General features: G+C 61.2%; 22 protein-coding genes and 5 tRNA genes. 18 read left to right on the top strand and 9 right to left on the bottom strand.

The genetic code is table 11. The features are described 5' to 3' along the window. The first annotated feature begins 15 nt into the window (after positions 1-15). Together H7B90_RS31280 and H7B90_RS31275 are read left to right on the top strand one after the other, a co-directional pair. Positions 16-630 (top strand): TetR family transcriptional regulator, encoded by a 615-nt coding sequence (locus H7B90_RS31280; RefSeq protein WP_185139832.1) that lies wholly within the window; start codon positions 16-18, stop codon positions 628-630. A gap of 103 nt (positions 631-733) precedes the next feature. Beyond that, entirely contained in the window at positions 734-2,935 is a 2,202-nt protein-coding gene (locus H7B90_RS31275) for a Tex family protein (RefSeq protein ID WP_185139831.1), read from the top strand. A 172-nt stretch (positions 2,936-3,107) separates the two neighbouring features. Here the strand turns inward: H7B90_RS31275 and cmpA are convergent, their stop codons facing one another. Both cmpA and H7B90_RS31265 read right to left on the bottom strand, forming a co-directional pair. Continuing rightward, complete coding sequence (cmpA, locus tag H7B90_RS31270) at positions 3,108-3,260, bottom strand: cortex morphogenetic protein CmpA (RefSeq protein WP_185139830.1); 153 nt, start codon at positions 3,258-3,260, stop codon at positions 3,108-3,110. Positions 3,261-3,383: 123 nt separating this feature from the next. Then, a complete protein-coding gene (locus H7B90_RS31265; protein WP_185139829.1) occupies positions 3,384-3,749 on the bottom strand; it encodes a hydrolase/acyltransferase in 366 nt (121 codons plus the stop codon). Positions 3,750-3,850: 101 nt separating this feature from the next. Between H7B90_RS31265 and H7B90_RS31260 the strand changes: the two genes are divergently transcribed. From H7B90_RS31260 to H7B90_RS31250, 3 genes are all read left to right on the top strand, one after another. Next, entirely contained in the window at positions 3,851-4,357 is a 507-nt protein-coding gene (locus H7B90_RS31260; protein WP_185139828.1) for a SprT family protein, read from the top strand. Positions 4,358-4,512: 155 nt separating this feature from the next. Continuing rightward, a tRNA-Asn gene (locus H7B90_RS31255) sits at positions 4,513-4,588 on the top strand. A 3-nt stretch (positions 4,589-4,591) separates the two neighbouring features. After that, a tRNA-Ser gene (locus H7B90_RS31250) sits at positions 4,592-4,680 on the top strand. An 85-nt stretch (positions 4,681-4,765) separates the two neighbouring features. Here H7B90_RS31250 and corA read toward each other — a convergent pair. Continuing rightward, positions 4,766-5,704, bottom strand: coding sequence for a magnesium/cobalt transporter CorA (gene corA / locus H7B90_RS31245; protein WP_185139827.1), 939 nt, complete (start codon positions 5,702-5,704; stop codon positions 4,766-4,768). A gap of 151 nt (positions 5,705-5,855) precedes the next feature. Here corA and H7B90_RS31240 point away from each other — a divergent pair. The 6 genes from H7B90_RS31240 (at position 5,856) to H7B90_RS31215 (ending at position 7,840) form a co-directional block, all read left to right on the top strand. Next, positions 5,856-5,930: transfer RNA gene (locus tag H7B90_RS31240), tRNA-Glu, on the top strand. A 14-nt stretch (positions 5,931-5,944) separates the two neighbouring features. Beyond that, positions 5,945-6,020 (top strand) — tRNA-Lys (locus H7B90_RS31235). Between the two features lie 47 nt (positions 6,021-6,067). Further along, a tRNA-Leu gene (locus H7B90_RS31230) sits at positions 6,068-6,153 on the top strand. Positions 6,154-6,377: 224 nt separating this feature from the next. Beyond that, on the top strand, positions 6,378-6,803 hold the full coding sequence (locus H7B90_RS31225; protein WP_185139826.1) for a MarR family winged helix-turn-helix transcriptional regulator: 426 nt from the start codon (positions 6,378-6,380) through the stop codon (positions 6,801-6,803). 73 nt (positions 6,804-6,876) lie between these two features. Next, complete coding sequence (locus tag H7B90_RS31220) at positions 6,877-7,359, top strand: anthrone oxygenase family protein (RefSeq protein ID WP_185139825.1); 483 nt, start codon at positions 6,877-6,879, stop codon at positions 7,357-7,359. 139 nt (positions 7,360-7,498) lie between these two features. After that, positions 7,499-7,840 (top strand): DUF2512 family protein, encoded by a 342-nt coding sequence (locus tag H7B90_RS31215; RefSeq protein ID WP_185139824.1) that lies wholly within the window; start codon positions 7,499-7,501, stop codon positions 7,838-7,840. Positions 7,841-8,171: 331 nt separating this feature from the next. On the opposite strand, the gene H7B90_RS31210 is transcribed toward H7B90_RS31215, so the two are convergent. Together H7B90_RS31210 and H7B90_RS31205 are read right to left on the bottom strand one after the other, a co-directional pair. Further along, positions 8,172-10,124 (bottom strand): FAD-dependent oxidoreductase, encoded by a 1,953-nt coding sequence (locus H7B90_RS31210; RefSeq protein WP_185139823.1) that lies wholly within the window; start codon positions 10,122-10,124, stop codon positions 8,172-8,174. Positions 10,125-10,227: 103 nt separating this feature from the next. Further along, entirely contained in the window at positions 10,228-10,935 is a 708-nt protein-coding gene (locus H7B90_RS31205) for a M50 family metallopeptidase (RefSeq protein ID WP_185139822.1), read from the bottom strand. A gap of 251 nt (positions 10,936-11,186) precedes the next feature. Between H7B90_RS31205 and H7B90_RS31200 the strand changes: the two genes are divergently transcribed. After that, a complete protein-coding gene (locus H7B90_RS31200; RefSeq protein ID WP_185139821.1) occupies positions 11,187-11,780 on the top strand; it encodes a DJ-1/PfpI family protein in 594 nt (197 codons plus the stop codon). A gap of 115 nt (positions 11,781-11,895) precedes the next feature. On the opposite strand, the gene H7B90_RS31195 is transcribed toward H7B90_RS31200, so the two are convergent. Beyond that, entirely contained in the window at positions 11,896-12,816 is a 921-nt protein-coding gene (locus H7B90_RS31195) for a J domain-containing protein (protein WP_185139820.1), read from the bottom strand. A 136-nt stretch (positions 12,817-12,952) separates the two neighbouring features. On the opposite strand from H7B90_RS31195, the gene H7B90_RS31190 reads away from it, so the two are divergent. Continuing rightward, positions 12,953-13,870, top strand: coding sequence for an AraC family transcriptional regulator (locus H7B90_RS31190; RefSeq protein ID WP_185139819.1), 918 nt, complete (start codon positions 12,953-12,955; stop codon positions 13,868-13,870). A 147-nt stretch (positions 13,871-14,017) separates the two neighbouring features. After that, on the top strand, positions 14,018-15,526 hold the full coding sequence (locus H7B90_RS31185) for an alpha-glucosidase/alpha-galactosidase (RefSeq protein WP_185139818.1): 1,509 nt from the start codon (positions 14,018-14,020) through the stop codon (positions 15,524-15,526). Positions 15,527-15,680: 154 nt separating this feature from the next. Here H7B90_RS31185 and H7B90_RS31180 read toward each other — a convergent pair whose 3' ends face one another. Continuing rightward, entirely contained in the window at positions 15,681-16,475 is a 795-nt protein-coding gene (locus H7B90_RS31180; protein WP_185139817.1) for an alpha/beta fold hydrolase, read from the bottom strand. Between the two features lie 179 nt (positions 16,476-16,654). Between H7B90_RS31180 and H7B90_RS31175 the strand changes: the two genes are divergently transcribed. Further along, the gene (locus H7B90_RS31175; protein ID WP_185139816.1) at positions 16,655-17,083 is read left to right on the top strand and encodes an Rrf2 family transcriptional regulator; all 429 of its coding nucleotides are present in this window, start codon (positions 16,655-16,657) and stop codon (positions 17,081-17,083) included. Here H7B90_RS31175 and H7B90_RS31170 read toward each other — a convergent pair. After that, entirely contained in the window at positions 17,080-17,970 is an 891-nt protein-coding gene (locus tag H7B90_RS31170; RefSeq protein WP_185139815.1) for a helix-turn-helix transcriptional regulator, read from the bottom strand. The two genes, H7B90_RS31175 and H7B90_RS31170, sit on opposite strands and share 4 nt — an antisense overlap. Before the next feature lie 143 nt (positions 17,971-18,113). On the opposite strand from H7B90_RS31170, the gene H7B90_RS31165 reads away from it, so the two are divergent. Together H7B90_RS31165 and H7B90_RS31160 are read left to right on the top strand one after the other, a co-directional pair. Continuing rightward, positions 18,114-19,004 carry a sugar phosphate isomerase/epimerase family protein gene (locus H7B90_RS31165; protein ID WP_185139814.1) on the top strand — a complete coding sequence of 297 codons (891 nt, stop codon included), beginning with the start codon at positions 18,114-18,116 and terminating at the stop codon, positions 19,002-19,004. Positions 19,005-19,026: 22 nt separating this feature from the next. Then, positions 19,027-20,055 carry a Gfo/Idh/MocA family protein gene (locus H7B90_RS31160; protein WP_185139813.1) on the top strand — a complete coding sequence of 343 codons (1,029 nt, stop codon included), beginning with the start codon at positions 19,027-19,029 and terminating at the stop codon, positions 20,053-20,055. Positions 20,056-20,133: 78 nt separating this feature from the next. Here H7B90_RS31160 and H7B90_RS31155 read toward each other — a convergent pair whose 3' ends face one another. After that, a complete protein-coding gene (locus H7B90_RS31155; RefSeq protein ID WP_185139812.1) occupies positions 20,134-21,579 on the bottom strand; it encodes an MFS transporter in 1,446 nt (481 codons plus the stop codon). A 93-nt stretch (positions 21,580-21,672) separates the two neighbouring features. Between H7B90_RS31155 and H7B90_RS31150 the strand changes: the two genes are divergently transcribed. Beyond that, positions 21,673-21,999, top strand: a complete 327-nt coding sequence (locus H7B90_RS31150; RefSeq protein WP_185139811.1) for an ArsR/SmtB family transcription factor — start codon at positions 21,673-21,675, stop codon at positions 21,997-21,999. Positions 22,000-22,287 lie beyond the last annotated feature (288 nt).

Below are 22,287 nucleotides of genomic sequence, written 5' to 3'. Positions count from 1 at the left end.
ATGATGGAGGCAGAGATGGAGTCAGCCGAACAAGACGTCAAGGTGCGGCTGTTGCTGGCCGCGAAGAAGCTGTTCTCCCGTCAAGGCTTCGACGGGACGACCATCCGGCAGATTTGCGAGGAGGCGAACGCGAACGTCGCGCTCATCTCCTACCATTTCGGAGGCAAGGATAACATCTTCAAGGCGATCTTCGACTACTCGTTCCCGAGAGCGATGATCCGCCAGGCGTTCGAGGAACCGGTCGATCCGGTGACCGGCATGAGGATGATGATCCGGGAAGTCATTCATTATCAGGAGAGAGATCCTCAGCTCGTCCGGATCATTCAGCACGAGTCGGTCCATTCTCCGGCTCGGACGGAGATTATCCGCGAGTATCTGTTCCCGATCTGGGAGAAGGCGAGGGCTCTGCTCGCGGAAGGGCGCCGACAGGGCGTGTTCCGCTTCCGGTCCCTGGATTCGACGTTTCTGTATATTTGGGGCGGCATCTTGTTCCCCCGGCATTTCGGCTTGTTCGAACCGGTGCTGAGCGAACCGCCGGCGACGAAGGAGCAGAGGATCGAAGACGTGACGAGCATCGTGCTCGGGGCTCTCAAGTGCGAGGCCGAAGCCGGAGAGAAAGTGAAGTTTTGATTGAGGCGGACGCTTCCGGTCGGAAGCGTCTTTTGGCCGTTCCGTCCGCCGCAGGGCCGGCGGGACGGAACGCCGCCGTTACGATGAGGAGGAGCATTCGAAGATGAACGAAGCCGTACATACGGATCCGGCCGCGAGCGCGAAGGAAGCCGCGGAACGCATGATCAAGCAGATCGCCTCGGAGCTGGGGCTGAGCCCGGGGCAAGTCCGCACGGTGGCCGGGCTGCTGGACGAAGGGAACACGATTCCGTTCATCGCGCGGTATCGGAAGGAGATGACCGGCGAGCTGGACGAGAATCAGCTGCGGGCCATCGAGGAACGGCGCGGGTATCTGAAGCAGCTCGAGGACCGCAAGGGCGAAGTCGTCCGGCTGATCGACGAGCAGGGCAAGCTGACGCCGGAGCTGGCGGGGGCGATCGCGTCCGCCGTCAAGCTGCAGGAGCTCGAGGACCTGTACCGCCCCTACCGGCAGAAGCGCAAGACGCGGGCGAGCGTCGCGAAGGAGCGCGGCCTGGAGCCGCTGGCGCAATGGCTGCTGGCGCAGCCGAAGCAGGGCGATCCGCGGGCCGAGGCGGCGCGTTACGTGGACGCGGAGAAGGGCGTCGCCACGCCGGAGGAGGCGATCCAAGGCGCGATGGACATCGTGGCGGAAGGGCTCGCCGACGACGCCAACGCGCGCAAGCAGGTGCGCCGCTTCACGTGGGAGAACGGCGTGCTTCAGAGCAAAGCCAAGGATCCCGAAGCCGAGTCGGTGTACGAGATGTACTATCAGTACTCGGAGCCGGTCAAGCGGCTTCCTCCGCACCGCGTGCTCGCGATCAACCGCGGAGAGCGCGAGGAGGTGCTGAGCGTCGGCATCGAGGTGCCGGTCGACCGAATCGTGGGCGAGCTGCAGCGCCGTCTGATCCGCGGGCCGTCGGCGACGCGCGATATTCTGGCCGCCGCGGCGGAGGACGCCTACAAGCGGCTGATCGCCCCTTCCATCGAGCGCGAGCTGCGCGCCGAGCTGACGGAGAAGGCCGAGGAGCATGCGATCGGCATCTTCTCGGAGAACCTGCGCAACCTGCTGCTGCAGCCGCCGGTGAAGGGACGCGTCGTGCTGGGCGTCGATCCCGCCTACCGGACGGGCTGCAAGCTGGCCGTCGTCGACGAGACCGGCAAGCTGCTCGAGGTGGCGGTGTCGTACCCGACGCCTCCGCACAACAAGAAGGCGGAAGCGGAGGCGCTGTTCCGCCGGCTTATCACGCAATACGGCGTGACGCTGATCGTCGTCGGCAACGGCACCGCCTCGCGCGAGACGGAGCAGTTCGTCGTCTCCGTCATCAAGGGGATGCCGGAGCGCGGCCTCCAGTATCTGATCGTGAACGAGGCGGGGGCGAGCGTCTATTCGGCCTCGAAGCTGGCGCAGGAGGAGTTCCCCGATCTGGACGTCGCGGAACGCAGCGCCGTGTCGATCGCCCGCCGGCTGCAGGATCCGCTCGCCGAGCTCGTCAAGATCGAGCCGAAGGCGATCGGCGTCGGCCAATACCAGCACGACGTGTCGCAGAAGCGGCTGGACGAGAGCCTCGGGGCCGTCGTGGAATCGGCGGTCAACCATGTCGGCGTCGACGTGAACACGGCTTCCCCGTCGCTCTTGTCCTACGTGTCTGGCATTAACGCGACGATCGCCAAGAACATCGTGAAGCAGCGCGAAGAGAACGGCGCGTTCACGGACCGCGCGCAGCTTCAGAAGGTGCCGCGTCTCGGCGCCAAGACGTACGAGCAGTGCATCGGCTTCCTGCGCATCGTGGACGGCCGCAACCCGCTCGACCGGACGCCGATTCACCCGGAATCGTACAAGGTCGTGGGCCGCTTGCTCGGCGAATGGAAGCTGGACGCTTCGGCGATCGGCACCGACGAGCTGAAGGAGAAGCTCGTCTCGGCGGACGTTCCGGCGCTGGCCGCGAAGCTGGAGGTCGGCGAGCCGACGCTGCGCGACATCGTCGACAGCCTGCTCCGTCCCGGCCGCGACCCGCGGGAGGAGCTGCCGCCCCCGATTTTCCATACGGACGTCCTGGACATCGAAGATTTGAAGCCGGGAATGGAGCTGCAGGGCACCGTGCGCAACGTCGTCGACTTCGGCGCCTTCGTCGATATCGGCATCAAGAACGACGGGCTCGTGCATATCTCGCAGCTGAGCCATAAGTTCGTCAAGCATCCGACCGAAGTCGTCGCCGTCGGGGATACCGTCAAGGTATGGGTCATCGGCGTCGACCTGAAGAAGGGGCGCGTCAGCCTGACGATGAAGGGGCCGCAGGAAGCTTAAGGGACAACAATCCCGTTGCCGACTATCCGTCCGTCATATAACACCGCGCCTGCGTCAAAATTGGACCGCGCGTAGGCGTCAAAAGGCCGCCTTCGCCCGCAAGCCCATCGGCTTGCCGGTGAAGACGGCCTTTATCGTTCAGTCCTCGGCGACCGACCGCGGAGGATCGGAATCAGCGCGAAGGCTGGGTATGCGAGCCGGATGATGCGGTTCCCGCCGGGGTCTGCCGATGGTAAAAAAACCAGCAGTCGTTCAGCATCTTGATCTGCCGGCGATCCTTCTTCAGATACGCCCGCATGAGCTGATTGCACAGCCATTGCGGCATCGCTGTCGCCCTCCTCCCGTATCCTGCTGCTCTACTAGCATATGGATAAGGGCGGATGACCGTGCAGGTCCCCTTCGCCGTTCCCGCGAAGGATCTTCCGGGGAATCTTCCGATCGAACGGAATCAGGACAGGGCGTTCTCTTCCTCTTCTTCGTACCACTGCTCGAGCTGCGCCTGAAGGGCGCGGATCTCCGTCAGCAAGGAGACGAGCGGATAGGCGGTCTCGCGGATGGAGGAGAAGGACCTCTCCAGTTCGTCGATGTACTGCAAGCCGCTGACGGGCTTGTCGTTCTCGTTCAGCAGCTCCAGCCCCGTGCACTCGGCGACGGCCTTCGGCAGCTCGGGAACGTTGTCGGCGGTCAGCTTCGACAATTCTTTATGAAGACGCAGGTTCAGGGCGCTGAGCTGGTAAGCGTGAGTCGCGGGCATCTCCACGAACTGCAGGCTGCCGTCTCGGCTTTGCATCAGGACGTAGGCCTTATTCGACATGGCGGCGGTTCTCCCCTCGGTCGGCAAATTCTACTTGACAGTGTAGCCCAACAAGCGGCTACAATTCAAGTAGGACGAGAGCGGGGAGGCTGCAAAATAAGATGAAGGACGGCGAACTCCAAAGTTGGGTGGAGTCGGTGTCGCTGTCGGCGTTCGGGGTCCCGTTCCGCCACAAGGCCACGTTTAACGCCCGCCTGCGCACGACGGGCGGACGCTACTTTCTGAAGAGCCACAATATCGAGATCAGCCCTCACCAATTGGCCGTGCACGGGCCGGAGGAGACGGAGCGGATCATCAAGCACGAGCTGTGCCATTATCATCTGCACCTGACGGGCCGGGGATACCGGCATCGCGACGAGGACTTCAAGCGGCTCCTGAAGCAGGTCGGCGCGACGCTGCACTGCAAGTCGCTGCCGGGGGCGAGACGCAGCCTGCCGGTCAAGTATTTTCTCGTATGCCGCGATTGCGGAATGAGCTACCCGCGCAAGCGGAAGACCGATCCGCGCAAGTACGCCTGCGGGCGCTGCCGGGGCAAGCTGCGGCTGATCGACGCGCCGGCGCCGAAGGAGCCGGAGGCGGTCGGAGCGGGAGCGGGGGGCCGGCCGTAAGACCGGCCGGGAGCCCTGCTTCGAGCCCGGAGATTAGGGGCGGAATCGGCTTGTGATGTTCCAATAAAAAACAGCAAAAAAACTGTCGATCGAATGCTTGACTTCGGGGATGAACCATGATAAATTAATACATGTCGCTTTTGAGAAATCAACATTCCCTGATAGCTCAGTCGGTAGAGCACTCGACTGTTAATCGAGTTGTCACAGGTTCGAGTCCTGTTCGGGGAGCCATATGGAGAGGTACCCAAGAGGCCGAAGGGGGCGCTTTGCTAAAGCGTTAGGGTGTAACAGCCGCGAGGGTTCGAATCCCTCTCTCTCCGCCACTCAATTTCGACATCAGCAAGAGCCTGCCGGGCGCCCGGCGGGCTCTTTTTGAATTTCAAGCGCGCGGGTCGGGCGGCTCCCGGGTCAGAGCCACTTCTTGCGCTTATAGTACCGCCACAGACCTCCCGCCACGAGCAGCATGACGACCAGCACGGCGGGGTAGCCGTAGGCCCATCGAAGCTCCGGCATGACGCGGAAGTTCATTCCGTACACCCCGGCGAGGAACGTGAGCGGGAGGAAGATGGAGCTGATGATCGTCAGCGTCTTCATGATCTCGTTCATCCGGTCGGACTTCATATTCAGCTGCAGCTCGAGCAGGCCGCTCATCGATTCGCGGAAGGAATCGATGGAATCGAGCACCCGGGCGACGTGATCGTAGATATCGACGAAGTAGACGTCGGCCTCCCGCCGGCTGTACGGGAATTGCTGGTGCGTGAGCTGGCCGAGCGTCACCTTCTCGTCGGCGAGGATGCGGCGAAGGTTATGCAGCCGCCGCTTCATGCGGAATACTTCGCCCGAGATCTGCACGTAGGGATTGCGGAAGACCGCCCGCTCGTACTTGTCCAGAACGTCGTCGACCTTGTCGACGACGTCGGCGTAATCGTCCACGCAGCGGTCGAGAAGGCGGTGCAGGATGCCTCCGGAGAATTCCATGTACTTGGATGCCCTTCGGAAGTCCTGGGCCGCCTGGGCGAGGGAATCGACCTCCTCGGGGCATACCGTGATCACGTAATTCGGTCCGATCACGTGCTCGATCTCGACCGTCGACAGATCCTCCTTCACGTGGAAGAACGTGAGCAGAAGGTGCGTATCGTACTTATCGAGCTTGGGCCGCTGGTTCAGCTTGACGCAATCCTCGACGATAAGCGGATGGCAATGGAAGATGCCGGCCAGAACGCGTTCGATCTCTTCGGGAGGAGCCCCGATCAACGGAATCCAGGCGGTCTCGCCGTCTTCCGGCACGCGGATGGCGTCCTCGCGGACGGACTGGGAAGATACGTCGAACAGGAGCATTTCGGACATGATCGTCACCTCGTTGGAATGCTTCTAGAATAGCACATTTTGACTTGAAAAAAAGTTTCGGAAAGGACTTGCCATTCTCCAAAGTTTCGGGTATACTCATTTTTGTCGTCTGAACGAGGCCTGGGTTAACGGGCAGCAGCGAGAGGAATATGGCCCGTTGGTCAAGGGGTTAAGACACCTCCCTTTCACGGAGGTAACAGGGGTTCGAATCCCCTACGGGTCACCAACACCATCTTTTGAGAGCCATTAGCTCAGTTGGTAGAGCACCTGACTTTTAATCAGGGTGTCGAAGGTTCGAGTCCTTCATGGCTCACCAGTCCGAGTTCCGGATATGCCGATTCGGAACGGGAAGATTCACTATATGCGGTCGTGGCGGAATGGCAGACGCACCAGCTTGAGGGGCTGGCGGTAGCAATACCGTGGAGGTTCGAGTCCTCTCGACCGCACCATAACTTATAAGACGAGATCCTTCGCCTAGGCGAAGGATTTTTTTGTGCGCATGACCATTTCGATAACAGACTTCCCGGAGCAGGAGCTTCGGAAGTTGTCGTTTATGTTTCCGATCGTAACGAGAACCAGGCGCCCTTTTTGATTTCCAGACTTTACAAGGTTCCCTTCATTCCTTATAATTGTTTGCACAAGCAACTATTACAACGAAGAATCGAGGCCTCGCATGCTGGAGATTTACTTCAAAGAATGCCTGTATTTTACGGCCAACCGTCTCAGCCGAATCATCTCCAAGATGGCCGAGAACGAGTTCGCGGCATGCGGGCTTACCCCGACCTCCGCATTTCTGATGATGACCGTGCTGGAGAAGGACGGCATCTCGCAGAAGGAGATCGGCCAATCCCTGCATCTGCAGCCCTCTACCATCACCCGGCTAATCGAGAGCCTTGAAGCCAAGGGACTTCTGAGCAGCCGCCAGGAAGGCCGGAAATCCTTGATCTTCGCCACCGATCGGGGGAGAGAATTGGAGAGCCGAATCCACGACAGTTGGCATCGGCTGCGCCAAAGGTACAATACTCGGTTGGACAGCCAAGACGATGAGCTCTCGCTGCAGCTGTACGAGGCGAGCAATCGCCTCGAACAAACCGAATGATTTTCTCATTCGGTTTCTGATTCGCGATGATATTTGCTTGCGCAACTAAATGAATAAGGAGAGCGATCGTTCGATGAATACCGTCCTCTATTATTTAACCCTTGCGTCCTTGCTGGGGGCCGGTCTGCTGGCCGGGGTGTTTTTCGCCTTTTCGACGTTCGTGATGACGGCTCTGGCCCGCCTTCCCTCGGAGCAGGGCATATCGGCCATGCAGTCGATCAACTCCGCGATATTGCAGTCGCCGTTTATGCTGATCTTCATGGGCACCGCCGCGGCGAGCCTGATTGCGGGAATCGCTTCCTTCTGGAGGCTAGGGACGACGAGCGCCGTATTTGTATTGGCCGGCAGCCTGTTTATCGTGGTCGGAGTCTTCGTCGTCACCGCCGCGTTTAACGTGCCGCTTAACGATAAGTTAGCCGCCGCGGCTTCGGGAAGCCAAGAGGGAGCCCGCGTATGGAAGGAATATCTGGCCGGCTGGATTCCTTGGAATCACGTGCGGACGATCGCTTCGTTCGCCGCTCTGGCTTCGTTTATCATCGGAATTCGGAAGTGGTGAGCAATAAGAAAGGGGCGGCCGGAAGGCACGGACTCGCCGCCTGCCGCCGAGGAAAATATCCTCCGGTTCGCGAATAGGCACGGTCGGGTCCTTCGCATACTACGCGTAAAGAAATCCATTCGCGAAAGCGGGGAACCCCATGAAGTTCGTCCTTAAGTGGTTAGTGAACGGAGTGATCGTCGTAGCCCTTCTCATGTATTATGCCGACGTCTCGTTCATCAACGCGTTGATCGCCGCCACCGCTCTGACTCTAATCGCGTATTTCGTCGGCGACCAGGTCATTCTGCGCGCCACGAACAACGCCGTCGCGACGCTGTCGGACGCGATTCTGGCGTTCCTGTTCCTGTGGCTCGCCTCCTATTCGATGAACTGGGCCTTGAGCTTCGGCGAGATCCTTATCATCACGCTAATTCTCGGGGTCGCGGAGTGGTTCCTGCACCGCTACGTGCTGCAAGGGAAGCTGTCGGTTCAGACAAGCTGAACGGTTGAACGGGGCCAACGAGTCCAACGAGGCGAACGGCGGGAACCGAGAAGGAGCGGGGGCTACGGGCTCCCGCTCCTTCGTTTCCACGAATCGACTAATGCATTTGTCTATACGATTCGTATATCCTAATGGTGTAGAAGAGCGGCAGCAGCCGCTGCCCTTTTCTTCATAACCTTTTTTTCCATTGGGCCGCGCCAACGCGGCTCTTTTTTTCGTTATCGGGGAGGAGGCGTGGCGTTACCGGCGGCCTTTCTCCTTGCTAAACGGAAAACGGAAAGGCACCTTAAAGCGGCCGTCCCGCCTTAAAGTGCCTTCTTAAGATTCTATCTTAGACGGAATCGTAGTCGAACCGAATCTTCAGTCCTCTCTCGGCGACGTCCCGAATGAGCATGTAGCTGTCCCCGTTGGTCAGGCGGGCGGGGTCCGAGATCGTGGAGAGCGCCTCCGCGCTCAGCCAGCCGCGGCTAGTCAAGTCGGCGAGCGCGCTCTCCTGCGAGGAGGCGCCTTCGGGAAGAATGGCGCGCCTCAGCATCTCGGCGGCTTCGTCGAGGCTGATCGGCTGCTTGGCGGGGTCGGGCGTTCCTGGAAGGAGGCCGGACATATCGCCTTCGAACCGGTCCGGGTGCAGCGACTTGACCCGGCTCAAGTTGTTGAAGAACCGCTGCTTGTTCGTGGGCGCGTCCAAATTCCAGCCCTTGTTGTCCTCCCCGCCGGAAGCGAGGTACATCCCCGCGGCGACCAGCAGCCCTTTGTACTGCTTATGCTTCATGTAATCGGGCTCCGGAAGGCGGCGCGCCGTCAAATCCATGCCCTGCTTCTCCAGCCGCTTCCGCAATTCGGCGACCAGCTCCTTCGAGCGGGACAGCTCGGCGAAGGTGACGCCGCGATCGATAGCCAGCTTCGCGGCGGCGCCCGCCGCCTGGCCCGTCGCCATGCCGAGCGGCACGACCCGGGCGCTGCCGTGCGGCACCGTGTCGTAGCTTGCCGAACGGCCGACGACCAGAATGCCGTCCGTCGAGACCGGGACGAGGCATCGGAACGGGACGCCGTATTGCAGCGGGTGGAGGAGAATCGTGCCCGTCGCGCCGTTGCTCGTGCTCTGGATGTCGACGGCGTACGAGCCGTAGGCGATATCGTCCCAGTGGCTGCGATTCTCCATGACGTCCGCCAGCGTGAGCCGGTACATCCCGAGCAGGTGCCGCGATTCGCGGGTGTACAGCTCCGCCGCCGTTCCCGCGTACTTCAGATCCTTGAATTCCGGGAATCTCGTCCGGAGGAATTCGGCGATTCGGGGCGCCTCCTTCCGGCCGACCTCCAGCCCTTGGCGGACGGACTCCGGATCGAGCGGGTTGACGCCAAACAGCTGCATGGCGTTGATAAGCAAGGTCCCGTCGTTCTGCCGGCCGATGTTCAGTCCGCGAAGCTTCACTTTGGACGGATCGCTCGGCTTGTATTCGGAGGCTTCCCGATATCCCCAGATGCTCATGCGGTCGATGCCGGAGTTCGGATGCTTGCCCATCTCCTCCCAGATCTTCTGGGTCACGCCGCTCATTCGGATCATAAGGGTCGAAGCCATCAGGCTGTTCTTGTCCCCGATATCTTCCCTTCCAAGCGTGAAGCCGGCTCCGGCCATCGCGTAAATATCGCCGTCCTGGGTGGCGTCGATGACGGCCCGCGAGCGAATGGAGACGACGCTGCCGTCCTCCTTCGTCAAAGTCATTCCGGTCACGTTGGCACGGCCGCCCGACCGGTCGACGATCGGCTTCCAGTCCTTGACCTTCATGAGCAAGTCGATGTTGGGCTCGCTTCGGACCATCTCGTAGAAGGCGTTCGCGGCCGTCGTCGTGTCGAACGCGTAGCCTTCGAGCCGGTCGTACCACTCCTGGAAGATGCCCTCGTTCAAAAACACGGGGCTGCGAAACGTCCGGAGGAACTTCGGCTGCTTGGGCGAGAAGTTCAGGTCGAGCATGTTCAGGCCGCCTTCCGTCGTCAGGCCGCCGAGCATGGTCCGGTTCCTTCCGTCGGCGAGCAGGACGTGCAGGCCGTTGCGCGCGGCCGAGATGGCCGCCGTGATTCCTTCCGGATCGGTGCCGGCGACGATGACGTCGTAGCTGTCCGACAGGTCGCGGTCCGATTCCACGATAAGAAGCGGGCTGCTCTTATGGGTATTCACGAGCCGATTCTTGCTCGAATGGTGCCAGTGGATGAAGGCCGCCGCCGCCAGGCCGATCAGGACGACAAGCAGCAGAATGCTGGTGCGGATAAGGAACGATTTGCGCATGTTGGAGTGATCCCTTTCAAGGAAAATAATGGATGGAAGCTCGGGAAGAAATCCCGATTCCGGAGAACCGGGAAGTCTTGCGCCTGGCGAACCGCCACGTTCGTTAGACGATCCGGCTCGCCGTCCGGTTGCGGGAGAGGGTCGATTGCTTCTGCGGCTTGGAGAAGTAATGCAGCGCGCGGGTGACGCAGCCGAGAGCGATCGCGACGAACAGCAGGGCCCACAGAAGGGCGGGAATTCCCGTCAGCTGCTGCAGGCTCGAGGCGTCGCCCGCCCGGGACGAGTCGTTCAAGGCGTACAGGACCAGGGAGATCGGGCCCATGGCCGATTCCTCCAGGGAGAGGAACGCGATCAGCAGATAATAGAAGTTCCGGATCCATTCGGGGCGAACCCATATCATGAGAGCGCTCAGGGCGATAAAGCCGATGAGCCAGACGACGCCGAAGCCGGTATGGACGTACAGGATCAGCGTGATCGCGGCCAACGCCGTCACTAGCCAGAGTCCGAGCCGCTGAAGCCCTCGATGGTAGAGGTAGAACAGAAGCAGCGCGAACAGCGAGGCTCCTACATAACCGGCGAGGGAGACGGGCAGGGAGCTCCATTCCGAAGCCAGCCGCGAATACGTGACGCCGCTGTGGTCCGAGTGGAGTTCTATGCTCAGAACGCGGCCCGACAGCAGCAGGGTAACGAGCGCGTGGCTGAATTCGTGGACCATCGTGTCGAGATTGCGGAAGAAGGAGGAGAACGGGATCAGGCGCGTCAGAAAGACGGACGCGACGAGATACAGCGCGGTTTTGAGCCATTTGTTCAAGGGGCGCACCTCGATTAAGCGAAATGGAATTCTCTTCTATCATACCCGCAGCGAAGTCCGTTGTATATCCGTTCCGGACTAGGCCTGGGCTCATCGTATCGCCGAACGGACAACGGAACGGCGTTCCGAAGACCCAATCGGCCGGGCGATTCGACGCCAAATCCCCGTTCCGAAGCACCATTGACGGGATTCTCGGCCGATGACCATAATGGAGAGGGTGTTACATAAATTTACAGTAAGGAGAGGATTCGATGTCCAAGAAGGTGCTCGTTCTGACGGGGGACGGCGCGGAGGTTCTGGAGGTTTATTATCCTCTGTACCGGATCAAGGAGGAAGGATACGAGGCGGTCGTCGCTTCCCCGAGGAAGAAGGTGCTGCATACCGTCTGCCACGACTTCGTCGACGGCTGGGACACGTACACGGAGAAGCCGGCGCATCAGCTCGCCTCGGACGTCGCGTTCGCGGACGTCGATCCCTCCGCGTACGACGCTCTGATCATCCCCGGGGGACGCGCCCCGGAATTCATCCGCAACGACGCCGATCTGCCGCGGATCGTGAGGCATTTCCTCGACGCCGACAAGCCGGTCGGGGCGATCTGCCACGGCGCCCAGGTGTTTCTCGCGCTGGGCGACCGCTCGTACTTCGAGGGCCGCACGCTGTCGGCGTATAACGCCTGCAGGCTGGAGGTCGAATCCCTCGGCGCGACGTACGCTTCCGGGACGCTGCACGTCGACGGCAAGCTCGTCACCGGGCACGCGTGGCCGGACCTGCCGGGCTTCATGCGGGAGTTCCTCAACCTGCTTCGCCAGCCTTCGGCGAAGGAGACGGCATCGAGCTTGTCCTGAGATCGGATAGACCAAAGGCAGGGGGCGGATTCGCTCCCTGCCTTCGTTTGGATTAAAGAAAGGATATCTGTCTGGGCATGGGGGCGGCTCTTGTAGAGGCCGAATACGGCCGTTATTATTGCGGCTGGTTCAGATAATGTTGAATGAGCTTGGCGGCGTTGCCGACGTTCTTCGCATGGGTCCGGATCGCGGCGATGTAGCCGTCGGTGCCGTTCACGCCAAGCGACTTCGCGAGCGCGGTGCCCGACAGGTCGATGCCGTACGGCCGTTCCGTCGGATCTTCGTCCGTCTTCGCCTTGAGAACCGCGCCGGACTTCAGAAGCTCCTGGACGGCCGGATCGGACGACGAGTCGAGCGGAAGGAACGCCTCCTGCGGCGCCAGCTTGTTGAAGTTGGTCTTGTCCACGATGAACAGGTCCGACTTGTCGTCGATCATGACGATCAAGCCCTTCTGGATCAGGGCCATATCCTGCTCGCTCTTCATCTCCGTCGGAATGTAGGTCAAGTTCGCGACGACCCGCTTCCAGTCCGGGAATGGCTTCCGGATGTCCTCGGCCAGAGGTTCGGTGTCGCTGCCGAAGCCCTCTCCGTAGAAGAAGCTTCCGTAGAACATGACGGTCACGTCCGGGGGCGGAAGCTTGGCCAGCCGTTCCTGCTCGGCGCGGTGGTCCGCGTAGCTCTTGATTCCGTATCCGATTAACGCCAGAAGGATGATGCCGATGAGGATATGGAATTTATAATAATGGAAAAAGTGGTCCCATCTCTGGGCCTTGTCGGCCATCCCCTTGAACTTGCCGTAGGCTTGCTGGTTGAATTCCTCCTTGGCCTTGTTCTCCTCGTAATCGCGAATGAACCGGTAGGCTTCGGTCACGGCGTCGATGTCCACGACTTCCTCCGGGTCCAGCGGTTCGGAAGCTTCGCGCATCTTCTGGGCTCTCGCCCTGCGCACCAGCAGGTAGTAACGGTGCTCCAGCTCTTCCTTGGTCGCGGTCTCCGGAAGCCCGAGCGCCGCGTAGGCTTGCTTCAAATCTTCCATATTGTGCGTCACCTTCTGTCGTGATCTTCAATCCTTAAGTAAGTATACGTGATAATAGGAAACGGTTCCAGCTTGCATCGTTCGGACCGGCCGCCGGGACCGGACGGGCTTACCTCTTCCGCCTCCTTCGGGTAGAATGAGGATACCTGACATCGAAGGGGGAAGCGGCTTGGAGCGCCTCGGCTTGTTCCCCGCGGAGTGGCTGGAGGGCGACTTCCAGCCCCGCGTTCACGCTTATTATTTCAAGGAATGGAACCGGTTCGAGATGGCTTACCACCGTCACGACTCGACGGAGATCATGTACGTCATCTCCGGCGTCTGCCGGGTGGAGCTGGACGGCGGCCCCGAACTGTCGCTCAAGAAGGGCGAATTCGTCATCCTGAACGCCAACGCGGGGCACCGCCTGATCGTGGACGGCAAGTGCCGGATGCTGAACGTGGAGTTCGGCCTGGCCGAGCGGACGGGGGCGGTCCCTTCCCTTCGGGCGCTGGCGTCCGAGGACGAGCCTCTGCAGGCTCTGCTAACGCTGTCCGAACCGTACGCGATGCTGCGCGATCCCGAAGACGCCTACCATACGCTGCGAAGCCTCGTGCTCGAGCTGGACAAGAACGGAATGGAAGGGGGAACGCTGTCCCGTCTCCTTCTCTCGCAGCTGCTCATCCGCATCGGGAGGCTATGGACGGAGTCGGCCCGGGGCGATTCGGCTCCGATGGAGCTGTACGTCCGGCAGAGCGTCGATTACTTGTACCAGAACTACGACCGGGACATTCGGGTGAAGGACGTCGCCGCCGCGGTCAGCTTGCATCCGGGCTATCTCCAGCGCATTTTCCGAGCGCATACCGGACGGACCCTCACCGAATACTTGACGGATCTGCGAATGGAGAAGGCGAAGATGCTGCTCGGCCAGACCGGCATTCCGATCTCCGACATCTCCGATTACGTGGGCGTGGGCAGCCGGCAGTACTTCCATGCCCTGTTCAAGAAACATACGGGAATGACCCCCGTCGAGTTTCGCCGTTCCGCGGACACCCACCGCTGGACTCCCGGCGTGTGAGGACGAGGCTTGGCGTTGAGGAAGTTCGAATTTTTGACAATCGGGCGAAGAGGAAGTCGCGATTTTGATAACGTTGTCTTCGGTGCCGCCGCTACAATGGAGAAGTATCGTTCAATCCACTAGCGACGGCGACGGAGGTCGAATATCATGTCTTTCAAAATCGCGTTTATCGGAGCCGGAAGCATCGGCTTCACCCGCGGACTGCTGCGCGATCTGCTCAGCGTGCCGGAATTCAAGGACATCGAGGTTGCGTTTACGGACATCAACCTGAGCAATCTCGAGATGGTGACGAAGCTGTGTCAGCGCGACATCGAGGAGAACGGGCTGTCCATCCGCATCCAGGCGACGACGGACCGCCGGGAAGCGCTGAAGGGCGCAAAGTACGTTCTCTGCACCATTCGCGTCGGGGGGCTCGAGGCGTTTGCGACGGACGTGGACATCCCTCTCAAGTACGGCGTCGACCAATGCGTCGGCGACACGCTGTGCGCGGGCGGCATCATGTACGGGCAGCGGGGCATCGCGGAGATGCTGAACATCTGCAAGGACATCCGCGAGGTCGCGGCCGAGGATGCGCTGTTGCTTAACTACGCGAACCCGATGGCGATGCTCACCTGGGCTTGCAACAAGTACGGCGGCGTGCGCACGATCGGCCTCTGCCACGGGGTGCAGGGCGGCCATTGGCAGATCGCCGAGGCGTTCGGGCTCAAGCAGGAAGAAGTCGATATTATTTGCGCGGGCATCAATCATCAGACGTGGTACATCCAGATCAAGCACAAGGGCGAGGATCTGACGGGCAAGCTGCTAGAAGTATTCGAAAAGCACGAGGACTTCAGCCGCACGGAGAAGGTGCGCATCGACATGCTGCGCCGGTTCGGCTACTACAGCACGGAGTCGAACGGCCACCTTAGCGAATACGTGCCGTGGTACCGCAAGCGTCCGGACGAGATTCACGACTGGATCGACCTCGGCAGCTGGATCAACGGGGAGACGGGCGGCTACCTGCGCGTCTGCACCGAAGGCCGCAACTGGTTCGAGACCGACTTCCCGAACTGGATGAAGGACCCGGCGCTCAAGTACGAAGCGGCCGAACGCAGCCACGAGCACGGCTCGTACATCATCGAGGGGCTTGAGATGGGGCGCGTCTACCGCGGGCACTTCAACGTCGTCAACAACGGCGTCATCTCGAACCTGCCAAGCGACGCCGTCATCGAGGCGCCGGGCTACGCGGACCGCAACGGCATCTCGATGCCGGTCGTCGGCGAGCTGCCGCTCGGCCCGGCCGCCGTCTGCAACGCCAGCATCTCGGTGCAGCGGCTGGCGGTGGAAGCGGCCGTGCGCGGCGACGACAAGCTGCTGCGCCAGGCGTTCATGATGGACCCGCTCGTCGGCGCCGTCTGCAATCCGAAGGAGATCTGGCAGATGGTCGACGAGATGCTCGTCGCGCAGGAGAAGTGGCTGCCGCAGTACGGCGAGGCGATCGCCGAAGCGAAGGCGCGGCTGGCGGCCGGCACGCTCGTGCCGACCCGCGAAGGCTATAAGGGCGCGGCCCGCTTGAAGGTGAAGTCGGTCGAAGAGATGCAGCAGGACCGCGACGCCGCGAACAAGAACGCGGGCGAGTCGGACAAGGGCAAGGACCGCGCGAAGGCGGCGCACTGACCGGCGAATCGAACGACTCGCGCTGACTTGCTAGGGAGCGAAATAGAGCCGGCATGGACCTGGTGGGGTCTATGCCGGCTCTTTGGCGCGATTTTGCAAGAGGTCGTGGATATCCTCTTAAGCTATGGCGTCTTGTACCTTCCGACTTGGGCGGTTACCGGGCGGCGGAGGTCCGTTTGCACTCGGCCAAGAAGGACGCGATCTCCGCGCGGATCCGATCGGGGACCTCCAGAGGAGAGAGGTGGCCGGTATGGGGGATCGCGCGGAGCTCCGCGTGCGGAATACGCGGAAGCAGCTCGCGACGAAGCGTCTCCAGCCGGTCGACGGGGTCGGATTCCCCGGCCAGCACGAGCGTGGGGACGCCGATGTTCGCGACTTCCGCGGAGATATCCTCCAGCATGGCCGTCTCCGGCCAAGCCGCCCGGGCTAGCGGCGCGCTTCTCTGCATATCTTCGAGCGCCTGTTCGCGCACCGCATCCTCCAGAGGCAGCAAGGCGATGTTACCTAGCGCGATCTCGGCTCCTTCCCTGCTGTCGTAGAAGTGAACCATCGCCCGCCTCATCTCCGGAGGCATCTCTTGGGGAGTCGGGGGAGACGGCGCGACCAGGACCAACGCCTCCAAGCCGGCAGGCCGGCGCGAGGAGAGCAGCTGGGCGGCCTTGCCTCCCATCGAATGGCCGACGAGCGCGTAGCGCTTCAGACCTAGCTCGCGAATAAGAGCCTCCGCGTCGTCCGCCAGATCTCGAATCGAGTAGGAGGAGGCCGACTTATCCGAGTCTCCCCATCCGCGTTGATCGTAAGCGACGCAGCGGTAATCGTCCTTCAGCCCGGCAATCACCTGATTCCATGTGCGCGACGAACCGCCGTAGAAATGCAAAAACACGAGAGCGAGATCTCCTTGCCCTTGTTCCTCGACATGAAGCTCGACTCCGTTCACGCGAACTTTCATTTTCATCACCTCTAAAAGTAATAGTAACAGTTACAGATACAAATAACAGAATAACGGCTCCCGAACGGGAAGTCAAGAGCCGGACTTCGTCGGACGTCGTCGCCGCGAAATTCATTGATTTGCCCGTCCGGAATTCATACACTAAATAAAAGACTCGCTTTGGAAAGAAGGAACTCCCCGTGGCAAACCGAAGCCAGCAATTTTCCGTGGCCGTCCATATACTATGCTTCCTGGAATTCAATAAAAACGGGCGTACGACGTCCGAGCTGCTGGCGATGAGCGTCAACGCGAACCCGGCGGTCATCCGCAGGATCATGAGGAAGCTCACGAAGGCCGGGCTTATTGCGTCCACTCTCGGAACGAACGCGTCGATTACGTTGGCGAAGCCGGCGGATCAAATTACGCTGCTAGACGTTCACCGGGCTACCGAAGAGGAGAACCGGGAAGTGTTCATCGTACACCGCGGCACGAACCCGACCTGTCCGGTCGGCAGCAAAATGCCGTATTTGCTGGAAGAAGTGAACGCCCAGGTCTTGACGACGATGGAGAAGGAATTGGCGGGCATGACGATCGGGCAGATGGTCAAGGACGGGATCGGGATCGGTTAAGGGTCCGCTCTCGCCTGCGACGGAGTGATCCCCTTGTGCTGCTTGAACAGCTTCGTGAAGTAGTTCGGGTTGCCGCAGCCGACCCGGTCCGCGATCTCCGTCACGCTCAGGTCGGTGTCGCGCAGCAGCTTCTCCGCCTCGTTCATCCGGTGCCGGTTCACGTACTCGACGAACGTGCGGCCCGTCAGCTTCTTGAACAGCTTGCAGAAGTGGAACGGGCTCAAGTTGACCAGCCTGGCCGCTTCCTCTACGGTAATCTTCTCCCGGTACTTATCCTCCACGTATCGAATGAGGGGCTTAAACCTCTCGGATCCTCGCGAATACTCGGCGGCCAGCTCCTCCGCCTTGCGGGCGGGAACATGCTCCCGGGACAGATTCACGAACAGCAAGTACAGGTAGCTTTTGATCGCCAATTCGTACCCTCGCCGCTTCTCTTTAAACTCTTCGACCGCCTTCGCGATGCAGTCCCGAGCGAATTCGCCGTTCCCTTCGCCGTCCGCGATTCGGACCGGGAACCTCGCTCGCCCCGCCACATGGGCGCCTAGCAGCCTCGCATGCAGCGTATCGCGAGCCGCGCTCTCCAGCATGGAACCGTTGAACACGAACGCCATGAATTCGACGTCCTGGTCTTCCAGGCTGTAGCCGACGTGCAGCCCTCCCGCTGGGACGAGCAGAACGTCGCCCGGACGCGCCTCGTACGGCTGGCTCTCGATATGGAAGACGGCGCGGCCGCGAACCATGACGAGAATCTCGAAGTGCTCGTGCCAGTGGAGGCCGAGAATCTCCTGTCCTCTGCGCACCCCGCGAATCGGAATCCGGAAAATGTAAAAGGGATACTCCTGTCCGTGAAACGGAGTGTTCTCCCATAGCTCGCGCGGGTGGGTCATCGCTTCCCCTTCTCCTCTCATCGCCCAAGACATCGCCCAAGATCGTACCTATAAAGCGCAAGATCGTATAGAGATATTGCGAATTAGAGCGAATATAATCGGGTTGTAATCACCACTATAGCTCAAAATAGGAGTGTCGGACAATGGCGAGCAACTTGCTTAGAATCGGAACTTTGGTCGGCGGAGGAGACGCGGTCAGGGTCATTCCGCAGATCGCCCCGCACGGCTTCGAATCGTTCGCCTTGACGTTCTGGCAGACGACGGGCGATATCGACCTGGCGGAGACCGGACGCCGGGCGAAGGCGCTGGCGGAGGAGCACGGCGCGATCATCTCGAGCGTCGGCGTGTTCGGCAACCCGCTCACGGGAGCGGGGGACAACGCGGATACTCTGGCGAGCTGGGAGAGATTGATCGACAACGCCCATCATTTCGGGGCCGACATTGTAAACGGATTCACCGGCCGGCTGACGGGCCGTCCGATCGACGAGTCGATCCCGAAGTTCAAGGAAGTGTTCGGCGAGCTCGCGAGAAGGGCGGAGGACCGGGGCGTGCGGATCGCGTTCGAGAACTGCGACATGGGCGGCACGTGGGCGACCGGAGACTGGAACATCGCGCACAACCCGACGGCGTGGGAGCTCATGTTCGACGCGGTGCCGAGCGACAATCTGGGGCTCGAGTGGGAGCCGTGCCACCAGATGGTGAGCCTGATCGACCCGATTCCGCAGCTTCGCAAGTGGGTCGGCAAGGTGTTCCACGTTCACGGCAAGGACGCCACGATCGCGTGGGACGTGGTCAAGGAATACGGCGTGCACGGGCCGAAGCCGTACGTCTGGCACCGCACTCCGGGGTTCGGGGACACGAACTGGAGCGATATCGTTACGATTTTGCGCCAAGCGGGCTATCAAGGAACGATCGATATCGAAGGATGGCACGATCCGGTCTACCGGGACGAGCTGGAGATGACGGGGCAGGTGCACGCCTTGAACTACTTGAAGCGCTGCCGCGGCGGCGACTTCGTGCCGAATCCAATCTGAGAACAAGGGGATGCATCGGATCATGAAACGTTATCGGATCGCGGTCGCGGGCTGCGGCGGAATGGCGAGAACGTGGGTGGAATACGCCTTGAAGCGGGAGGATGCGGAGATCGTCGCGCTCGTCGACCTGTACCCGGAAGCCGCCAAGGCGATGGCGGACCGGTACGGGCTCGCTTGCGGGACGTATACGGACCTGAAGACGGCGATCGCCGAATCCGGCGCGAACCTCGTGTTCGACGTGACGATCCCGGCGACGCATCATACGATCGGCAAGACCGCCCTGGAAGCGGGTTGCCACGTGTTCGGCGAGAAGCCGATGGCCGCGACGATGGACGAGGCGCGCGACCTGATCGCGACGGCGGAGCGGACGGGCAAGTCGCTCTCCGTCATGCAGAACCGCCGGTACGACGCGAATATTCGGGCGCTGCGCGGCTTGATCTTAGGCGGGACGATCGGCAAGGTCGGGTACGTTGGGGCGGACTTTTTCCTCGGGCCGCACTTCGGCGGGTTCCGGGACGCGATGGACAGCCCCCTCATTCTGGACATGGCGATCCATACGTTCGACCAGGCGAGACTCGTAATCGGCGCCGATCCGGTCTCGGTCTACTGCCACGAGTTCAATCCTCCCGGCTCCTGGTACAAGGGCAATGCCGCAGCGGTGTGCATCTTCGAGATGTCCGACGGGTCGACGTTCTGCTACCGCGGCTCCTGGTGCGCGGAAGGGGCGCCGACGTCGTGGGAAGCATCCTGGCGAATCACGGGAGAGCGGGGAACGGCGATCTGGGACGGCCATAACGCTCCGTATGCGGAAGTCGTGGCGGCCGGGGACCAGGAGGGCAAGTTCTTCCGCGATTGCGAGCGGGCGGAGGCATCCTTCGACTGGGAGGGACGCGGAGGCCACGCCGGCTGCCTGGACGAGATGTTCGCGGCCGTCGCGGAAGGCCGACGCGCGGAGACCGACTGCCGCGACAACATTCACAGCATCGCGATGGTGCTCGGCGCGCTGGAGAGCGCGAAGACCGGGCGGAAGATATGGCTTAACGAGCTGTAGGCAAAAAGAAAACGAGATCCCCGGCAAGCCTCGTATGGCGTCTGAGACGCCATAGCGGCGAACCGGGGATTCGTCCGTTTATCGCTTGCGGGGCAGAGCGAGAGTGGCCAGCATTCCGAGGACGAGCCCTGCCGCCGCCAGATAGAAGGCCGTTCGTCCGCCGGAGGCTATGGCCTCGATCAGCTTCTCGCCGGACAGCCCACGAACTCCCGAATTGGCGGCCGCGATGAGCAAGGCAAGGCCGATGGCGTTGCCGATATTCAGGGCCGTCGAAGCCATGCCCGAAGCGATCCCTTGCTCTTGCTGAGAGATCCCCGCAGAGGCGGCGATCCACATGGCCGTCCAGACGATGCCTTGGCCGACGCCCGAGACGACGATGCCCGGGACGATGCTCAGGTAGCTGCTTCCGATATAGGCGCCAAGAGGAATAATCGCCGTTCCGACGATGCCGATTCCGAATCCGAGCAGCAAGGTCGCGCGGGTATGAACGCGGGAAGCCAGACGTTCGCCGAGCTGGGTGCCGGCCGCGATGGCGAGGGAAGGCACGATGAACGCGAGGCCAGTCTGCAGCGCCGTGAAGCCGTGCACGTCCTGGAACAGAACCGTCAGGAAATACGGCAGCGCTCCGAACGTGCCCATGTAGATGAACGTGATCGACATGGCCAGGGTCAGGCTGCGATGGCGCAGCAGGCGGAACGGCATCAAGGGGGCCGGGCTGCGCTTCTCGATCAGGGCGAACGCCGCCAGCAGAAGGACCGCCAGCGCGGCGCAGACGACGATCTCCGCCGAGCCCCACCCGGCCTCCGGCCCTTGAACGAGGACGAAGACGAGAAGGGTCGCGCCTCCGGTCACCGTCAAGGCTCCCGGCAGATCGAAGCCGCTTCCGCCGCGTCCGGAGCGGTCCGCCGGAATGATGAAGAGCGCGCCCAGAACGGCGATCCCCGCCAACAGCACGTTGACGTAGAAGACCGCCTCCCAGCCGAACGCGTTCGTCAGAACGCCTCCGAGCAGGGAGCCCAGCGTGAGCCCGCTGGCGCCGGCGCCGCCCCAGACCGCCAGCGCCCGGTTGCGGCGGGGGCCTTCTTCGAACAAGCGGTTGATAAGGGACAGCGTGGCCGGGAACAGCAAGGCTCCTCCGATCCCTTGAATCGCCCGGGCGATAATGATGGCGACCGGACTCCAGGCGAGACCTCCGAGGAGAGAGGAGAGCGCGTATAGAATCAGCGCGAAAACGAACATCCGCCGTTGCCCGAACAGGTCGGCGGCCCGCCCTCCGAGCAGCAGGAACCCTCCGCAGAACACCGTATAAGCGCTGACGACCCACTGCAGCGATTGCCCGGAGAAGCCGAGCCCGCGGCCAATCTCCGGCAGCGCGACGAAGACGATGTTGATGTCCAGCGCATAAATGAGATTCGCGAACGCGAGCAACGCCAGGCTCCAGCCTAACCGTTGCTTGCCGGCGCGTACCTTGGCCGGATGAGAGGCGGACCGTAAATCCGCCGAAGAATGGGGATGATTGGACATGGTTTCTCTTCCTCCAAACATTTCAAATTATTTTGAAATGAGTATATTTCAAGAAAAGTTGAAATGTCAAGCGGGGGAAGCTATACTGTTTTTATGAGACCGAACGAAGATATCGAAGTGGCCAAGGCGGCCAAAGCGCTTAGCGATCCGATCCGGTTGCGAATTTTGACGCTGCTCCGCATCGGGCGGGAGGAGACGTACGAATCCCCCGTCTGTTCGGCGGCGCCATCCGCCGTCTGTCCGGCGGATCTGCTGCATAAGCTGGGCGACATCTCTTCGTCCAAGCTGTCGTATCACTTGAAGGAGCTGAAGGAGGAAGGGTTTATTCGGGAGTGCAGGGAAGGCAAGCGGATCTATTACCTCCCCGTGCCGGAACGGTTCGACCGATTCGTCCAGGAGCTCGGCCGATTCTACGGCTGACGGATTCGCTAGCAGGCTTCTTGGGATATGGAGACAGGGGAGTCTCGTTCATGGTTGCAATCGGAATCCCTTGGTTCCGGTTGGTTCCGGTTGGTTCCGGTTCATAGGCCCGTTCTCTAAACATTCCTGTATAGGCTAAGAATCCGCCTTTGAAAAAAACAGGAGCGCCTCGTATGATGGGGGTGTCACGGGTCGGATGCCCTTAAAACCCATCAGGAGGCGCTTACTATGAAGTTTAATCGAAACAATGCCATTAATCAACGGATTGAACGAATTACCACTCAGCAT

The sequence above is a fragment of the Cohnella xylanilytica genome (assembly GCF_014212175.1).
GTDB lineage: Bacteria > Bacillota > Bacilli > Paenibacillales > Paenibacillaceae > Cohnella > Cohnella xylanilytica.
This window is presented reverse-complemented; position numbering and strand designations above follow the sequence as displayed.

Bases quoted from the DNA above. Each gene is read 5' to 3' on its own strand.
- H7B90_RS31280 (WP_185139832.1), top strand. From the start codon at position 16: ATGGAGTCAGCCGAACAAGACGTCAAGGTGCGGCTGTTGCTGGCCGCG.
- H7B90_RS31275 (WP_185139831.1), top strand. From the start codon at position 734: ATGAACGAAGCCGTACATACGGATCCGGCCGCGAGCGCGAAGGAAGCC.
- cmpA (WP_185139830.1), bottom strand. From the start codon at position 3,260: ATGCCGCAATGGCTGTGCAATCAGCTCATGCGGGCGTATCTGAAGAAG.
- H7B90_RS31265 (WP_185139829.1), bottom strand. From the start codon at position 3,749: ATGTCGAATAAGGCCTACGTCCTGATGCAAAGCCGAGACGGCAGCCTG.
- H7B90_RS31260 (WP_185139828.1), top strand. From the start codon at position 3,851: ATGAAGGACGGCGAACTCCAAAGTTGGGTGGAGTCGGTGTCGCTGTCG.
- corA (WP_185139827.1), bottom strand. From the start codon at position 5,704: ATGTCCGAAATGCTCCTGTTCGACGTATCTTCCCAGTCCGTCCGCGAG.
- H7B90_RS31225 (WP_185139826.1), top strand. From the start codon at position 6,378: ATGCTGGAGATTTACTTCAAAGAATGCCTGTATTTTACGGCCAACCGT.
- H7B90_RS31220 (WP_185139825.1), top strand. From the start codon at position 6,877: ATGAATACCGTCCTCTATTATTTAACCCTTGCGTCCTTGCTGGGGGCC.
- H7B90_RS31215 (WP_185139824.1), top strand. From the start codon at position 7,499: ATGAAGTTCGTCCTTAAGTGGTTAGTGAACGGAGTGATCGTCGTAGCC.
- H7B90_RS31210 (WP_185139823.1), bottom strand. From the start codon at position 10,124: ATGCGCAAATCGTTCCTTATCCGCACCAGCATTCTGCTGCTTGTCGTC.
- H7B90_RS31200 (WP_185139821.1), top strand. From the start codon at position 11,187: ATGTCCAAGAAGGTGCTCGTTCTGACGGGGGACGGCGCGGAGGTTCTG.
- H7B90_RS31195 (WP_185139820.1), bottom strand. From the start codon at position 12,816: ATGGAAGATTTGAAGCAAGCCTACGCGGCGCTCGGGCTTCCGGAGACC.
- H7B90_RS31190 (WP_185139819.1), top strand. From the start codon at position 12,953: ATGAGGATACCTGACATCGAAGGGGGAAGCGGCTTGGAGCGCCTCGGC.
- H7B90_RS31185 (WP_185139818.1), top strand. From the start codon at position 14,018: ATGTCTTTCAAAATCGCGTTTATCGGAGCCGGAAGCATCGGCTTCACC.
- H7B90_RS31180 (WP_185139817.1), bottom strand. From the start codon at position 16,475: ATGAAAGTTCGCGTGAACGGAGTCGAGCTTCATGTCGAGGAACAAGGG.
- H7B90_RS31170 (WP_185139815.1), bottom strand. From the start codon at position 17,970: ATGACCCACCCGCGCGAGCTATGGGAGAACACTCCGTTTCACGGACAG.
- H7B90_RS31165 (WP_185139814.1), top strand. From the start codon at position 18,114: ATGGCGAGCAACTTGCTTAGAATCGGAACTTTGGTCGGCGGAGGAGAC.
- H7B90_RS31160 (WP_185139813.1), top strand. From the start codon at position 19,027: ATGAAACGTTATCGGATCGCGGTCGCGGGCTGCGGCGGAATGGCGAGA.
- H7B90_RS31155 (WP_185139812.1), bottom strand. From the start codon at position 21,579: ATGTCCAATCATCCCCATTCTTCGGCGGATTTACGGTCCGCCTCTCAT.
- H7B90_RS31150 (WP_185139811.1), top strand. From the start codon at position 21,673: ATGAGACCGAACGAAGATATCGAAGTGGCCAAGGCGGCCAAAGCGCTT.